We start from the raw sequence: 15,007 nt of genomic DNA, 5'->3' as shown, positions 1-15,007 counted from the left end.
TACCCGGCTGACGCATTGGATCTGAGGGCCTTGGCCAGGAAACGCTTCGCTGCGGCCACGTTCGGCTTCGGAGAGAGGTAAAAGTCCAGGGTCTGGCCACCGGCGGTGATCGCCAGATCAGAGGTAGCACCACCTGTCGCCGACCCGGATGTAGGTTTCATCCACCCGCCAGGAACTTGGCCTGCCAGTCAGGTACCTGCCGGTACCACCGTGTTTGCTTGTCCAGCTCAGGGGCGTATTTCTGGACCCAGCGGTAGATGGTGGTGTGATCGACCGGCACGCCCCGCTGAAGTCATCATCTCTTCGAGATCGCGGTAGCTCACCCCGTAGCGGCAGTACCACCGCACTGCCCACAGAATGATGTCACGGGGGAAATGACGACCGGAGAAGATACCAATGGCTGTGATTATTTCACGTCGCTTTTCCTATGCCCCAACTTTGCAACAGCACCAATAAACTGGCGCCCCGGTTATAAGTTGGGGCGCCAAGTCGATGTGCTCGAGTCGGGGGATGTTAGTGGCCGGTGCCAAGCCGGCCAGACAGTCGGTTCAGCCGGTCCTGACTGGGACCGTCGAGCCCGATAATGGACACGGTTTTGCCTCTGTCCTGGAACTTCTGCGTAATCGCGTCAAAGGTCGCGACCGTGGAGGCATCCCAGATCTCCGCCTCAGTGAGATCAATAGTGATATGACGGGCAGAATCGGTGTAATCAAAGCGATAAACCAGGTCATTGCTTGATGCCCAAAACAACTGGCCATGCACCCGGTAGGTACGAGTATCAATCTGGCCATCGCCATCGCCGTCGATCTCGGAGACCTTTTCAATGGAAACGATATGTGCCACCCGACGGGCGAACATGATCATCGCGGTGACCACACCCAGCACCACACCGATGGCCAGGTTGTGGGTGGCTAGGGTGGCAATAATCGTCACGGCCATAACAATGGTCTCAGGGACCGGCATGAGTTTAAGGGTGCGTGGATGCACCGAGTGCCAGTCGATCGTGCCGACCGAGACCATGATCATGATTGCCACCAGCGCAGCCATCGGGATCATGCCAACGATATCGCCCAGTGTCAGGACCAGGACCAGCAGGAACACGCCGGCTAGCAGGGTGGATAGGCGGGTACGTGCCCCGGATTCGCGGACGTTGATCATGGTTTGACCGATCATCGCGCAGCCACCCATGCCGCCGAAGAAACCGGAGGCAATATTAGCCACCCCCTGTCCCCAGGATTCGCGAGTTTTATCGGAATGAGTGTCGGTGATGTCATCGACGAGCTTGGCGGTCATCAACGATTCCATGAGACCGACCACGGCCATGGCCAGGGCATAAGGCGCGATGATCTGCAGGGTCTCCAACGTCCACGGCACGTTCGGAATAAACAGGGACGGTAAGGTCTCCGGCATCTTGCCCATGTCCGAGACCGTCGGGACAGTCAAACCGGCGGCAATGACCAAACCGGTGAGCACGATAATCGTGACCAGCGGGGCGGGGATCACACTGGTGAGCTTGGGGAAGAAAATCATGATCACCACACCCAAGCCGACGAGTGGGTAGACCATCCAAGGCACGTCAATGAGGTGTTCGAGTTGGGCGGTGAAAATCATAATGCCCAGTGCATTGACGAAACCCAGCATCACCGATCGGGGGATAAAACGCTGAAGTTTCGCCACACCGAGGGCGCCGAGCACGATTTGTAGGACACCGCCCAACAGGACGGTGGCGATGAAATAATCCATCCCGTAATCACGCGCCACAGGAGCAATGACTAGGGCAATAGCCCCGGTGGCGGCGGTGATCATTGCCGGGCGGCCACCGGTAAAGGCGATCGCAATGGCCATGACTACCGAGGAAAACAGACCCACGGCTGGGTCAACACCGGCAAGGATGGAAAAGGCAATGGCCTCAGGGATCAGCGCCAGGGATACCGCCAGTCCGGCCAGAATCTCTATACGGATACGGGCGGGGGAAGAAAATGCGTAACGGAAGGATGCGATGATCCCGGTAGGGGCATCAGCGCCGTCTGGACTCAGGAGGGGGTGGGGGGCCTCCGTGCTAGTTTCAGTCATAGATGTCCAATCTTTGAGGGGATAGGTAACTGGGCGAACGCCCAAAAGGAATCCAACCCTCTAGTAGCTTTAGGGTTGGTGATGGTGGTTATGGTAGCGGGAGTTTTACTCAACCGCCAACCCAGGCACAGGAACCCGTGGGTAACATCACCGTGAAGGAGAACAGGCAATGCAAAACAGTAATTTCAAGATCGGCGAGGTCGTTGACCAGACGGGGTTGTCGATTCCCACCTTGCGTCATTATGACAACGTCGGCCTGATTAGCCCATCGGGGCGTAGCCCTGGTGGGTTCAGGCTTTATAGTGAGGCTGATGTACGTCGTGTTTTGCTGGTGCGACGGATGAAACCGCTGGGGTTTACTCTGGATCAGATGCGGGAATTCCTGGAAGCTGCGGAGATTCTTCATAGTTCAGATGGCGGGCAGGACAGTGATCCCGCGCAGCAGGCACGGAGTAATGCCAAGGCCACCCTTGCCGACATTCGTGAGGAGACGCGCACCCGCTATGAAAAGCTACGCAAGCAAATTACCTACGCTGAGGAATTCCTCGATCTGGTCAACACCCTGGCACCCTAAACTGCCCCCATCCTTCGCAGGGAGAAAAAGACCATCGTATTGAATGCGCTCTGTCGAATCGCGTTCCAAATGAAGTGGACGAACGCCCGCGGCCTCTCCGGAGTGGATGGCGATAGTACAGAGGACTTCTGAAATCCGTGCAGACGACTCCTCAAAACGACACAGTCATCCAAGGTCACAAAATCGAAAATTGTCACTTAACCCCATCACTTCCAAACCGGCTTAAGTGACAAAATGCCATCGCTAAAGTCCCGATTTGAGTCCCAGGACGTGCGCCTTAAGAGAAATAACTAAAGCCCCTACCAGTGTTTCTCCTGGCAGGGGCTTGGAAGTTGGTAGCGGGGGCAGGATTCGAACCTATGACCTCTGGGGTAACAAGAGCCGTGTCATACTTCCTGCGAACGCCACGGTTGAGCAGTGTCACCCCCGATACACGAAGGCAGATCCCCCGAACTGCCGGCTCCCGTGGCGTTCCTTCGTAGAAGCGTTGCGCACTACAGCGCATGCGCGCGATTGTTGACGTGTCACACACTGCAACCTAGTTCCACACGATCTGCACTGATTCAGGGTTGAAGGTCTTGCTTCCGCGCACGCCACGGCGCAGGCGCACCTGGCACAGGGTGTTGATGACACGGCGCTGCACGGCAAGCTCTGCGTTGTCGAAGGCGTCCACGGGCGAGGCGTAGCCGGTTGTGTCGAGCAGCGCCGATGCGCCAGCAAGGCGGGCACGGCGCGTTTCGAGTTTCTCGATCTGCGGCTCATAGCGGTTACGCGCGCGCTTAAGATCACGGGCCTCGATAAGCTCCTCGTCGTAGTCAGCCTGGACGCGGGCGAGCTTTGCGCGAAGCTCAGCGAGTTCCTCGTCGATGGCGCCCACCTCGTCGTCGTCCGCAGTCGGCAGCAGGTCCGCCAGGTCGTCACGGCCAAGGCGGGCGCGGATCACGGCGAGCACAAAATCATCGACGCTGTGCGTGCGCACTAAGCCACAGGCCGCGCAGCGGTAGCGGTCGGCATGCGTGCGCACGGGGTTGCCACACTCGTCGCAGACATACAGGCCCGAGCCAAGATGGCGGCGAGTGTTCCGTCGCTCCTTGTTCGTTAGCCGGTCGGGATCATCGAGCACGTTTTGCACACGCCACCACAGATCGGGTGTGACGATCGGCTCCCACTGCCCTTTCACCGGCTCGCCGGTATCGGGGTCGCGGACGATATGCGTGACACGGCGGTATTTGTCCTTCACGCCTTTGCGCTTGGCCTTCTTGTACGTGGAGTAGCCGGCATACACGGGGTTGCGCAGGATCGAGTGCAACGACGTATAGGCCCACGGCTGCGCGTCAGGCACCGGCTTTTCTTCCTGGCCAGCAGCGCGGCGGCGTGCGTTGCGCTCTGTAACCACGGTGTGCATATGGCGCGGCGTGGTAGGGATATCTGGCAAGCCCGGCTGATCGACCCCAGATAAGGCGCGTGCGATGTCGCGCATGGAGTTGCCCCGCTCGACAGCGCGGAACATACCGAGCACGGCGGCGGCTTCGGATGGGATGATCTCGCCGGTGGAGGTGTAGCCGATAGGGCGCACACCGCCGGAGTACCAGCGGCCCTGCTCGGCGCGTTGCTGTTGCGCACGGGATTGGCGCATGCTTTTGCGTTCGATCTCGCCGCGCGCCACGGCTGCTTTGATACGCGCGTACATTCTGCCGCCGTCGGTGGCAAGGTCAGCATCACCGTTCGCAGTGACGAGTTTCAGCCCCTGCTCTTCCGCCCTGTCGATCCACTCTTCGAGCTGCCAGGGCTGCCGCGTGAGGCGGTCGAGGTCCCAGCAAATGATCGCGTCGATCTCGCCGCGCTCAAAAGACGCCACCATCGCGTCGTAGTCAGGGCGGTCCACATCCTTTTTCGACGCGGAGATCGACTGATCGACGTAGGTATGCACGACGTCCCAGCCGCGTTGTTCGGCAAGGGCTTCGCAGTCCTGACGCTGCCGGTCGATGGCAAGGCCGTCCATGGCAGCATCGAGCGAGATACGGAGGTAAATAGCAGCACGTGTTGTCATGCCGCTAACACTAGCGCGCCTCAGGTTACATTGAAACGAAACTCCACCACGTCGCCATCGGCCATGATGTAGTCCTTGCCTTCTTGGCGGACCTTGCCGGCGGAGCGGGCATCAGCCATTGAGCCGGCGGCGTCAAGGTCTTCGAAGGAGACGATTTCAGCCTTAATGAAGCCCTTCTCAAAATCGGTGTGAATAACACCAGCTGCCTGAGGCGCAGTGGAGCCCTGCTTGATGGTCCACGCGCGAGATTCCTTCGGACCAGCAGTCAGGTAGGTCTGCAGACCGAGGGTTTTAAAACCAGCAGTCGCTAGGGTTTGCAGGCCAGGCTCAGTCTGTCCAACAGACTCCAGCAGCTCCATTGCCTCATCGGGTTCGAGCTCGAGCAACTCGGTTTCGGTCTTGGCGTCGAGGAAGACGGCATCGGCAGGCGCAACAAGCGCACGCAACTCATCCTTCTTCGCGTCATCGGTCAAGACTTCTTCGTCTGAGTTAAAAACGTACAAGAATGGCTTCGCGGTCATCAGGTGCAGATCGCGCACGAGTGCCAGGTCAATCTCGCCGGCCTTCGCCGCCGCGAACAAGGTGCGGTCATCTTCCAAGACGGCCTGTGCCTTCTTGGTCTCCTCAACCTGCTCAGCCAGATCTTTATTCTTCTTGGCTTCCTTCTCCAGACGTGGCAGAGCCTTCTCAATGGTCTGCAGGTCAGCAAGGATGAGCTCAGTGTTGATGACGGAAATATCCGTGGTTGGGTTCACCGCGCCATCAACGTGGATGACGTTTTCATCGCCGAATGCACGCACAACCTGACAAATCGCATCAGCTTCGCGAATGTTGGACAGGAAGGCATTGCCCATGCCTTCACCTTCCGATGCACCCTTAACAATGCCGGCGATATCCACGAAGGATACGGTCGCAGGCAAGATACGCTCAGAGCTGAAAATCTCAGCCAGGCGTCCCAGGCGCGGATCAGGCAATTCAACGAGGCCGACATTTGGCTCGATGGTTGCGAATGGGTAATTCGCCGCCAAAATGTCAGAACGGGTCAGGGCATTAAACAAAGTGGACTTGCCAACGTTGGGCAAACCGACAATTCCAAGTGTAAGACTCACGCGCCCAATCCTAACGCACACCCTCGCGGGTGTGGCAGAATGGGCGGCTTGTAGCCTAAAACCCACTCATTTGAGGCAATATATAAGCGTGAGTTCTCAAGATTCTCAAACCCCTGACTACGGCGACGCCACTGGTACGAATGCCACTGGCAGAGATGCCGCGATCAATGATGCCAGCGAGTCGCCCTCCGATGAAGCAACCGTCGGCCAGGATATGACCGCGAAAGAGCTAGAGAAGCTCCAGCTCAGTGGGAAATTCGACCGGGATGTCGACACCGCGCGCTTGGAGGCAGTCTCACCACATCCACCGGGCAATCAAGTTGACCGCATTGTCGTTGCTGGTGAGATGATCAAGTCGGCCTCACTGTGGTCTATTCGCCTGGTCGTCATTGGCTTCTTCCTATATCTATTGGGCGAAATCATCGGCAGCTTTTGGCAAGGCATCTTGCCAGTGGTTTTGTCGTTGATTATCTGTACGGTGCTGGCCCCTATCGCATCCAAATTGCGCCAATTCAAGGTTCCTTCGGCGCTGGCTTCAATCATCAGTATTGTGCTGTTCATTTGGGTTGTGGGCAGTATCTTCGCGTTTGTTGCGCCGGACTTTGCACGCCAGTCACAGTCACTGTATTTGCAGGCAGTGGAAGGTATTCAGCGCCTCCAATTGTGGGCTCAGGGCCCACCGCTGAATCTCAACTCGGAGGATATCGGCACATATGTCGATGAGGTCGCGAGCTGGCTACAAGACCAGGCTGGCGCAATCGCCGGATCCTTCGTTTCCGGTGTAGGCACAGCGACCAGCGTGGCCATCACCCTGGTGGTTATGGTCGTCATGACGTTCTTCTTCCTCAAAGACGGACATAAGTTCCTGCCCTGGGTTCGTCAAGCAACCAGCCGTCGTGCCGGTTGGCACCTCACCGAGGCCCTCACCCGCGGCTGGAATACGCTCGGCGGCTACATCCGAGCACAGGCGCTGGTGTCGCTTATCGATGCCGTCTTCATCGGCATCGGCCTCTACGCCATCGGAGTACCGCTGGCTATGGCGTTGGCCATCATCACATTCATGGCCGGATTTATTCCGCTGGTTGGTGCGATTGCTGCCGGTGCCCTTTCAGTCCTGATTGCGCTGGTGTCCTTGGGCTTTACCGAGGCGCTCCTGGTTCTTGGTCTGGTGCTGTTGGTACAACAGCTCGAAGGCAACGTTCTGTCGCCTATACTGCAGTCCAAGGCTATGAACTTGCACCCGGTTATCGTATTGGTTTCGGTTACCGTCGGTGGTGCGCTATTCAACCTCATTGGCGCATTCCTGGCAGTGCCGGTAGCCGCAATGATCGCGGTTTTCTACCGCTACATCCAGGACATGCTGCAGTTACAGTCTGGTGAGAAGGACGCGAGCGAAATCGAATTCGCTACGAACGCAGGTTATTTGGCGGGCCGCTATAACGAGGTCCAAGGCGCGCATCGTCGGAAGCTTTTGCAAGAGCTTCCGGAGACCGTCCAGTCCCCTGCTCTAAGTTCAGCTATTACCGATGTCCATAATGACGGCGTCGGTGACGCGCTCGAAGAGATCGTCAAGATTGATGAGGCGCCAAACACCTCCGAGAAGCCAGTAACGCGCAGCAAGCTCACACAAGCACGCGATTTCTTCGAACGCATTCTCGATCCAAAGGACCGCGGCTAGTAGCGTTGTCTGGTGCGTGTGAGAAGCTAGATGCATGAGTTACGCACTGCCCATCACATTATTATTCGTGGGCCTTATTCTGGGCCTACTTCTGGGCGCAGCCCTGGGCTGGTTCGCACACAGCTCACGCCAAACGGCCAGCTCTTCCCCTGAGCTAGCTCCTGGACATTCTGGTTCCGGCGAAACAGGTGCCGGCGATGCGCGTACCGGCACCAGCCCGGCGGAGCTGACCGATACTGTCAATAAATCAGTCACCAATACGGTCACGCAGTCAATGCTTCCCTTAGAGCGCGCTATGCACCGGTTGGGGCAGCAACTTCAAGAGTTGGAAGCAGACCGGGCGACAGCGTTTTCGCAATTATCCAGCCAGGTTCATTCAATGTCGCGCACCTCGACGCGTCTCTCCGATAGGACGGACCAGTTGGTGACTGCGCTGCGTTCTCCCAATGTGCGCGGGCGCTGGGGCGAGATTCAACTAGAGCGCGTCGTGGAACTCGGCGGCATGGTCAAACACGTGGACTTTGAATCCCAGGTCACCGCATATCTGGGCAATAAGGCCGTGCGCCCGGACTTAGTTGTTAATCTCTCAGCGGACCGTCACATTGTGGTGGACGCCAAAGTACCTTTCTCTGCCTACCTCGACGCGCTGGAGACCAAGGATCCAGAAGAACATGCAGCTTATTTGCGTCGGCACGCGCATATGGTGCGCACCCACGTGCAACAGCTGTCGCACAAGGACTATATTGAGGCATTCTCCCCCACCCCAGAATTCGTTGTGCTGTTCACGCCTGCTGACCCATTCCTGGATGCGGCGCTCGGTGTGGACCCCGAGCTTCTAGAGTTCGCATTTGAGCGCAACGTGGTCATTGCTACGCCGACCACGCTCTTTGCGCTGCTGCGCACGGTGGCTCTCGGCTGGCGGCATGAGGATATCTCCGACAAGGCACGCGAAGTACAACGCTTGGGCAGCGAGCTCTACTCGCGGCTTAACACCATGGGCGATCACTACAACCGCGTTGGGCGCAGCCTCGAGAAAGCAGTTGAGGCGTTCAATTCGACGCTTTCCTCCATGGATTCGCGTGTCATGGTGACCGCTCGCAAGCTGGCTGAAATGGATATCCCGTCCCGGACAGACAAGCAGCCAACCAATCTGAGCACAGTGTCACAATCGCCGGGCGTTTCCCCGCGCATCTCACCACATCACGCCTTCAGCATGGAAGATGATGGCACAGCCCAAACTTCTGACAATTTCTCGGAGGATCTATTCGGCAACTCAGCGGCCGGTAGTTAAGGCTCTGAGCAATTGACAAGGTAGACTCTCTCAGCGTGTCCCACGTCAATACCCAATCACACCCAGTAAATAGCCGCGCCGGAAAAGGCTTCGGCGCGTTGCCTGTGTGGACGAGTATTGCTGTCATCGTGGCCGCCCTGGCGACTGGTTTGATTATTTCAACCATCACATCGTCCGTGGGTTGGCCCTTTTTGATCTGCTTTATCCTCGGTGCCTTGGCTGCGACTGCGCTTGTGCAAGTGCGCGGCCTTTTCCTCACGGTCGCATCAATACCGCTGCTTTTCGCCCTGATGATGCTGCTCACCTCATGGCTCACCGTCAGGTCAACGCAATCTGAAGGTGCGCCACTATTTTCCACGACAATTGTGGTTACCTCGGCGTATCCACTACTGGAAGTCTTCCCGCACCTAGCTTTCACGCTGGTGGCCTGCATCATCATCGCAGTCCTGCGGCTATATCGGGTGAAAAATTCCGCACAGAGTATCAACTCCAATGAGCAAGTCTCACGGCGCAAGATGGCAGAATCTGACCGCCGCAACCGTGAGACCACCAGCCGCGCCCGTGAGACCACCAAGCGTCTCTCCGTGCAGGAGTTAATCGAGCGCAATAAGTCCGCCCAAAGCAAAGGGGCGGCCACACGTGCGCCCCGTCCAGAGGCTGGCTCGGAAGCCCGCTCTGCAACCCGCTCGGCAGCTCGCAACGGTTCCGCAGCGGAATCTCCCGCACCAGGTTCCACGAGTTCTCGTTCCGCCCGCTCGGCGACCTCTATTCGTCGCGGTAGCGCAAGCAGCACTGGCAGTGCCCGTGAAGTTCGCCGCGTACCGCGCACCGATGAGTCTCGCCGGAGCAGCCGCACCAGTCGCCCAGATGCTTCTACCCGTGATCCCCGACGTGATTCATCAGCACGCGAGCGCGCTACGCGCCGTGTGACGGATGCGCAGCAGAATCAAGAACAGGCTCGCCGCTCGCAGTCTTTTGATAACCGTCACGCCACGGATTCCCGACGTCCAGACCCGCGCCGTCGTGCGGGAGACGCGGCAACAGCTAAGCAGTCCCCTGCCAGCTCTGCGCCGGCGCAACCAGCACAGCAGCCAGCATCCGAGCGACAGCCGGCGACTGAGCAGTTAAAGAAGCAACCTAAGCCCCAGACGCGCAAGCGAGCATCGCGGGCGCTCGACGAAGACCTCTACGGCAACTGAGGGGCAATCCCGCCTCCTTAGTGAGAGAACAAAAGCAAGGCTAGCTTCAAACAAAGCGGCTGTCACCTCACCACATTGCGTGGGAGTGACAGCCGCTTTGTCTTGGCTGAGTGAGTGTCCTTAGCAGCGCGTATTAAGTGCGTGCTGGACGTAGCTCACGTGGCAAGGAGAACTGAATGGTCTCAGTCGTGGTGGTTACCTGCTCCACGTTATTAAAGCCACGGTCATCGAGGAACTCCAAAACCTCGCGAACCAACAGCTCTGGCACGGATGCACCACAAGTAACACCGACGGTCTCTACCCCCTCGAGCCACTCTTCCTGAATCTCAGATGCATAATCCACCAAGTGGGAAGCCTTAGAACCGGCATCAAGTGCAACTTCAACCAGACGAACCGAGTTCGACGAGTTGGTGGAGCCCACAACAATCATCAAGTCGCACTTCGGTGCAATCGCCTTGACGGATTCCTGACGGTTCTGCGTTGCGTAGCAGATGTCATCTGACGGTGGATTCTCCAAATGTGGGAAACGCTTACGCAAGTGGTTAACAATCTCGATGGTCTCATCCACCGACAACGTGGTCTGAGAAAGCCACACGAGCTTCTCATTCTTCAGCCACTCCGGCAGCTTCTCCACGCCTTCGACGCCATCCACCAGGTGGGTGACCTCTGGTGCCTGACCGGCGGTACCTTCAACCTCTTCGTGGCCCTCGTGGCCAACCAGAAGAATATGGTAACCATCGCGGTCAAAGCGATTAGCCTCACGGTGGACCTTGGTCACCAGTGGGCACGTTGCGTCAAGGGTGAGCTGCTTGCGATCGGTTGCTTCCTTACGCACGGCTGGGGAAATGCCGTGTGCGGAGAAAACCAAGTGAGCGCCTTCAGGTGCCTCGGATGCCTCTTCAACGAAGATCACTCCACGCTTCGCCAAAGATTCCACAACATACTTATTGTGAACAATCTGCTTGCGCACATAAATCGGTGCGCCGTATTTTTCCAATGCTTGTTCTACAGTCTCAACTGCACGATCCACGCCAGCGCAGTAGCCGCGGGGTGCCGCCAGGAGGACGTTCTTTCCTGCCTCAGTCATGACCCCCACCCTATCCGAAGTTGCGGGTAAAACAATAGACTGGGTGACTATGCACGATAGTCAGCAAATGAACCGGGGAGGTCACACATGGCGCAGTCAGTAAATTCCGCCGAGTCTCCGTGGCCCGTCGGTAAGGTAAATGACCAGGTCAAGGGCTGGATTGAGAAGCTTGGATTCTTATGGGTTGAGGGCCAATTGACCCAGATCAACGTCAAGCCGACCTGGAAATTGTCCTACCTCACCTTGCGCGATGTAGAACAGCAGAAGTCGGTTCAGTTGACATGTCCTACAGATCTGGTCCGTTCGCTTGCGACTCCGCTCAAGGACGGCGACCGTGTCGTGGTCTATGGCAAGCCAGCATTTTATGCCGGCCGCGGTTCCTTCAGTTTGTGGACCACCGATATTCGCCACGTTGGTATTGGCGAGCTTCTGGCGCGCATTGAGCGACTACGCAAGCAGCTTGCCGATGAAGGCCTCACCGACCCCGCCCGCAAAAAGCCTTTGCCGTTTTTGCCCAAAAAGGTCGGTCTCATCACCGGCCGCGGGTCCGCGGCGGAGCGGGATGTCCTGGCGGTGGCGCAAAGCCGCTGGCCCGCTGTCCAATTCCGCGTGATTAATACTGCGGTGCAAGGCACTGGCACTGTGGCGCAAGTGGTCGACGCGCTACGCCAACTTGATGAAGACTCAGACGTGGATGTCATCATCATCGCTCGCGGCGGTGGTTCGGTCGAGGATCTGCTCCCCTTCTCTGAAGAGGCCCTTCAGCGCGCAGTCGCCGCAGCGACCACCCCGGTGGTCTCAGCAATTGGTCACGAGCCAGATAATCCAGTCCTGGACAATATTGCTGACGTGCGTGCAGCCACGCCTACCGATGCCGCCAAGCGCGTCGTCCCCGACGTCGCCCTGGAGTATGACCGGATCGCTGAAGCTCGCCAGCGCATGTCCGCGGCGCTGCGCGGCTGGGTTGAGCGTGAGCGCCGCGGGCTGGCGCAGCTTCGCTCGCGTCCCGTCCTGGCGGACCCGATGCGCCCGATTACCCTGCAGCGCGAAGAACTCACCCGCCTGCGACAGATGGCGCAGCGCGACATTCAGGTGCTCCTGGAGCGAGAAACTTCCCGCATCCAGGCGCTGCGCGCTCAGGTCTCTGCACTCGGTCCTTCCGCGACACTCGCGCGAGGCTATTCGGTAGTACAGGTCATCCCTCGCGATGGCAGCGACGCAGAAGTTGTCACCAGCTATGAGCAAGCACCACCGGGTGCGCAGATTCGCGTCCGCGTTGGCGATGGTTCACTATCTGCCGCCGTACTGGGCTCCGGCCCCTCAGATTAGTCAGATTAGAATTCAAGTTTGAAGCTTATTTCAGTTTCCGACGTATTTAGCAAGAAAGACATAGACATGGCTACAGATTCCTTTGGAACCGGCACTCCCGGCGAAGACGCCTTCCCATCCGTTGACACATTGACTTATGAACAGGCTCGCGATGAGCTAATTGAAACCGTGAAGATTTTAGAGCTCGGCCAGATGAGCCTGGACGAATCACTGAAATACTGGGAACGCGGCGAAGCATTAGCCAAGGCCTGCGAAAGCCACCTAGATGGAGCTTCTAAGCGCGTGGAGGATGCTCTCAACAGCCGAGCAACCGACACCAGCACCAGCCAGAATGATAATGCAACCAATTCAGCGCAGAGCGAGGGAGAGATTTAAGAATGCAGATTTTTGCATACCCAAATGACCGTGTGGATTTCATCTCCAAGACCGGTTCAGCAGGCGCGCTGGAATTCGGTGACCCTATCGGTCTGATTGAAGAATTCTTCGGCCCAGCACACACTAAGACCAACGAGCAAGACAGCACGGGTGAGCAGGTTCTTACCTACTACAACGGGTCTTTAACGTTTGAGTTTAGCGTCGGCAAGCTTTATGCCATCACTATCGAACCAGCGCTATCGCGGGAGAAGATTGAGATCTTCGTCGACCGCGAACGCGTCTCAGGTCCTGCCGGCGAAGCAGCTACGGCCAAGACCTCTCAAGCTGGTGTAGAAGCGACCTACGGCGAGAACCTCGAAAAGATTCGTCTGACGCGCCTTAATTAACTGTTTGGTTGTGGCTCAATTTCAACCGGGTCAACAGCCAAGAAGGCCCGGACCAGCTCGGTGAATTCTTCATCGCTGGCGGTACCCGATAGCAGCACACGCTGGTCTTCTAGGTCCATGGCCCACACATCACGCACGTTGCGCTCGGCTGTGGAATAAACCTCAACGGTCTGGCCATCAATATCGATGGTTTCAGACTCTTCGCGGAAGTGTTCATCGAAACCCTCGACGGCATCGTCAAGCGATGCTTGCGTCTGCCACGATGCCAAGTAACCCTCTTGCGGCGTTACCCAACCAACCACCGATGAAGGCTGATTCGCAACCGATGCACGACGAGCGGAATTAGCCTTCCAGTCTTCCGGCACGTCCGGGATGCGGATGGCTGATCCCTGTGCGGCGCGGGCCTCAAGCTCCAAGAAGGCTTCTCCATCGACCTCACGGACTGCGGAAAGATCCGAGGTCTCCGGGTTAATGGTGCACAAACCAGTACCACCCACAACCGCAAACATGCCAACAACAATGACGCCCAAGGACAACATCATGTCCTTGCCGCCCTGAAAAATCCGTGGTTTTTCTTCACCAGCCATGCGCTTCAGTATTCCACGCACACCACAATTTGGATAACCCACCCCCAGCCCATTTACATGACAAATATCCCACTGTGGCCAACACTTCCCTCTTTCGGGGGACTATTCGGGAATGTTCACTACCCAAAGCATGGAATAATGGGAGCCTAAGTGGGCATACTGGATAATGCCAATCTATAAAACAATGAGGAAGGCCTTCTAACCGATGACAAATAATGCTGGACACAAAGAAGTTCCGGACCGCAACCTCGCCATGGAACTGGTGCGCGTAACCGAAGCCGCAGCTTTGGCTTCCGGACGCTGGGTAGGCCGTGGCAAGAAGAATGAAGGCGACGGCGCGGCAGTTGATGCAATGCGCCAGCTCATTAACTCTGTCTCCATGGACGGCGTTGTTGTTATCGGCGAAGGCGAAAAAGACGAAGCCCCAATGCTCTACAATGGCGAAAACGTCGGTACCGGCACTGGTGCTGCGATGGATATTGCTGTTGACCCAGTCGATGGCACCCGCCTGATGGCTGAAGGCCGCCCTAACGCCATCTCTGTCATCGCAGCTGCTGAGCGCGGCACCATGTACGACCCATCCGCAGTGTTCTACATGAATAAGCTGGTTGTGGGCCCAGAAGCTGCTGGCAAGGTGGATATCACCAAGCCTGTCGCCTACAACATCAATGCTGTGGCCAAGGCCAAGGGAATTCGCCCTGAAGAAGTTACCGTTGTTGTTCTTGACCGCCCACGCCACGAAAAACTGATTCAAGAAATCCGTGAAGCTGGCGCAAAGATTCGTCTCATCATGGACGGCGACGTTGCTGGCGCTATCTCGACCGCACAAGATTCGAACTCCATCGACCTGCTCATGGGCATTGGCGGCACCCCAGAGGGCATCGTTACCGCATGCGCAATGAAGTGCATGGGCGGCGAAATCCAGGGCATGCTCTGGCCAAAGGACGAGGAAGAAGCTGAACGCGCTCGCGCTGCCGGTCACGACCTCGACCGTGTTCTTTACACCAATGACCTGGTTACTTCCGAGAACTGCTACTTCGCGGCGACCGGCGTCACCAACGGTGACATGCTGCGCGGCGTTTCCTACCGTGCGAACTCCGCTACCACCCGCTCTATGGTGATGCGCTCCAAGTCCGGCACCGTCCGCTACATCGACTCCATCCACCAGCTGTCCAAGCTGCAGGAGTACTCCGTCATCGACTACTCGGACCCAGCAGAATAGTCCTTAGCTAGGATTAACCACATATGCAGAGGCGTAGGTCCCGGATG

General features: G+C 57.5%; 13 protein-coding genes and 1 pseudogene. 8 read left to right on the top strand and 6 right to left on the bottom strand.

Going from position 1 to position 15,007, the window contains the following annotated elements; translation table 11 throughout:
• Positions 1-398: pseudogene (locus ACG98I_RS10195) on the bottom strand (IS6 family transposase); the annotation flags it as partial.
• A gap of 115 nt (positions 399-513) precedes the next feature.
• On the bottom strand, positions 514-2,073 hold the full coding sequence (locus ACG98I_RS10190) for a SulP family inorganic anion transporter (RefSeq protein ID WP_394720523.1): 1,560 nt from the start codon (positions 2,071-2,073) through the stop codon (positions 514-516).
• 169 nt (positions 2,074-2,242) lie between these two features.
• Between ACG98I_RS10190 and ACG98I_RS10185 the strand changes: the two genes are divergently transcribed.
• Positions 2,243-2,647 (top strand): MerR family transcriptional regulator, encoded by a 405-nt coding sequence (locus tag ACG98I_RS10185; RefSeq protein ID WP_018297443.1) that lies wholly within the window; start codon positions 2,243-2,245, stop codon positions 2,645-2,647.
• Positions 2,648-3,185: 538 nt separating this feature from the next.
• Here ACG98I_RS10185 and ACG98I_RS10180 read toward each other — a convergent pair.
• The gene (locus ACG98I_RS10180) at positions 3,186-4,697 is read right to left on the bottom strand and encodes a recombinase family protein (protein ID WP_049172284.1); all 1,512 of its coding nucleotides are present in this window, start codon (positions 4,695-4,697) and stop codon (positions 3,186-3,188) included.
• Positions 4,698-4,717: 20 nt separating this feature from the next.
• Positions 4,718-5,806 (bottom strand): redox-regulated ATPase YchF, encoded by a 1,089-nt coding sequence (gene ychF, locus ACG98I_RS10175; protein WP_394720520.1) that lies wholly within the window; start codon positions 5,804-5,806, stop codon positions 4,718-4,720.
• Positions 5,807-6,020: 214 nt separating this feature from the next.
• On the opposite strand from ychF, the gene ACG98I_RS10170 reads away from it, so the two are divergent.
• From ACG98I_RS10170 to ACG98I_RS10160, 3 genes are read left to right on the top strand one after another with little or no spacing between them, the layout of a single operon-like run.
• On the top strand, positions 6,021-7,484 hold the full coding sequence (locus ACG98I_RS10170) for an AI-2E family transporter (protein ID WP_394720531.1): 1,464 nt from the start codon (positions 6,021-6,023) through the stop codon (positions 7,482-7,484).
• Positions 7,485-7,518: 34 nt separating this feature from the next.
• A complete protein-coding gene (locus tag ACG98I_RS10165) occupies positions 7,519-8,775 on the top strand; it encodes a DNA recombination protein RmuC (protein WP_394720518.1) in 1,257 nt (418 codons plus the stop codon).
• 35 nt (positions 8,776-8,810) lie between these two features.
• Positions 8,811-9,974 (top strand): DUF6542 domain-containing protein, encoded by a 1,164-nt coding sequence (locus ACG98I_RS10160; protein WP_394720516.1) that lies wholly within the window; start codon positions 8,811-8,813, stop codon positions 9,972-9,974.
• A gap of 133 nt (positions 9,975-10,107) precedes the next feature.
• Here ACG98I_RS10160 and ACG98I_RS10155 read toward each other — a convergent pair whose 3' ends face one another.
• Complete coding sequence (locus tag ACG98I_RS10155) at positions 10,108-11,061, bottom strand: 4-hydroxy-3-methylbut-2-enyl diphosphate reductase (RefSeq protein ID WP_394720515.1); 954 nt, start codon at positions 11,059-11,061, stop codon at positions 10,108-10,110.
• A gap of 87 nt (positions 11,062-11,148) precedes the next feature.
• On the opposite strand from ACG98I_RS10155, the gene xseA reads away from it, so the two are divergent.
• From xseA to ACG98I_RS10140, 3 genes are all read left to right on the top strand, one after another.
• Positions 11,149-12,390, top strand: coding sequence for an exodeoxyribonuclease VII large subunit (xseA, locus tag ACG98I_RS10150; protein WP_394720514.1), 1,242 nt, complete (start codon positions 11,149-11,151; stop codon positions 12,388-12,390).
• A gap of 66 nt (positions 12,391-12,456) precedes the next feature.
• Positions 12,457-12,765, top strand: a complete 309-nt coding sequence (locus tag ACG98I_RS10145; RefSeq protein ID WP_394720513.1) for an exodeoxyribonuclease VII small subunit — start codon at positions 12,457-12,459, stop codon at positions 12,763-12,765.
• A 2-nt stretch (positions 12,766-12,767) separates the two neighbouring features.
• Positions 12,768-13,151: a hypothetical protein gene (locus ACG98I_RS10140; protein WP_394720512.1), complete on the top strand. Its 384-nt coding sequence runs from the start codon at positions 12,768-12,770 to the stop codon at positions 13,149-13,151.
• On the opposite strand, the gene ACG98I_RS10135 is transcribed toward ACG98I_RS10140, so the two are convergent.
• Positions 13,148-13,738 carry a DUF4245 domain-containing protein gene (locus ACG98I_RS10135; RefSeq protein ID WP_394720511.1) on the bottom strand — a complete coding sequence of 197 codons (591 nt, stop codon included), beginning with the start codon at positions 13,736-13,738 and terminating at the stop codon, positions 13,148-13,150. The two genes, ACG98I_RS10140 and ACG98I_RS10135, sit on opposite strands and share 4 nt — an antisense overlap.
• A 205-nt stretch (positions 13,739-13,943) precedes the next feature.
• On the opposite strand from ACG98I_RS10135, the gene glpX reads away from it, so the two are divergent.
• Positions 13,944-14,960 carry a class II fructose-bisphosphatase gene (gene glpX, locus ACG98I_RS10130; protein WP_394720509.1) on the top strand — a complete coding sequence of 339 codons (1,017 nt, stop codon included), beginning with the start codon at positions 13,944-13,946 and terminating at the stop codon, positions 14,958-14,960.
• Positions 14,961-15,007: the final 47 nt, after the last annotated feature.

Origin of the sequence: Corynebacterium sp. L4757 (assembly GCF_043673995.1) — a bacterium.
Classification (GTDB): Bacteria; Actinomycetota; Actinomycetes; order Mycobacteriales; family Mycobacteriaceae; genus Corynebacterium.
This window is presented reverse-complemented; position numbering and strand designations above follow the sequence as displayed.

What these genes read in the sequence shown, in the direction of transcription:
- ACG98I_RS10185 (WP_018297443.1), top strand. Translation starts at nt 2,243, where the DNA reads ATGCAAAACAGTAATTTCAAGATCGGCGAGGTCGTTGACCAGACGGGG.
- ACG98I_RS10190 (WP_394720523.1), bottom strand. Translation starts at nt 2,073, where the DNA reads ATGACTGAAACTAGCACGGAGGCCCCCCACCCCCTCCTGAGTCCAGAC.
- ACG98I_RS10140 (WP_394720512.1), top strand. Translation starts at nt 12,768, where the DNA reads ATGCAGATTTTTGCATACCCAAATGACCGTGTGGATTTCATCTCCAAG.
- ACG98I_RS10180 (WP_049172284.1), bottom strand. Translation starts at nt 4,697, where the DNA reads ATGACAACACGTGCTGCTATTTACCTCCGTATCTCGCTCGATGCTGCC.
- ACG98I_RS10135 (WP_394720511.1), bottom strand. Translation starts at nt 13,738, where the DNA reads ATGGCTGGTGAAGAAAAACCACGGATTTTTCAGGGCGGCAAGGACATG.
- glpX (WP_394720509.1), top strand. Translation starts at nt 13,944, where the DNA reads ATGACAAATAATGCTGGACACAAAGAAGTTCCGGACCGCAACCTCGCC.
- ACG98I_RS10170 (WP_394720531.1), top strand. Translation starts at nt 6,021, where the DNA reads ATGACCGCGAAAGAGCTAGAGAAGCTCCAGCTCAGTGGGAAATTCGAC.
- ACG98I_RS10165 (WP_394720518.1), top strand. Translation starts at nt 7,519, where the DNA reads ATGAGTTACGCACTGCCCATCACATTATTATTCGTGGGCCTTATTCTG.
- ACG98I_RS10155 (WP_394720515.1), bottom strand. Translation starts at nt 11,061, where the DNA reads ATGACTGAGGCAGGAAAGAACGTCCTCCTGGCGGCACCCCGCGGCTAC.
- xseA (WP_394720514.1), top strand. Translation starts at nt 11,149, where the DNA reads ATGGCGCAGTCAGTAAATTCCGCCGAGTCTCCGTGGCCCGTCGGTAAG.
- ACG98I_RS10145 (WP_394720513.1), top strand. Translation starts at nt 12,457, where the DNA reads ATGGCTACAGATTCCTTTGGAACCGGCACTCCCGGCGAAGACGCCTTC.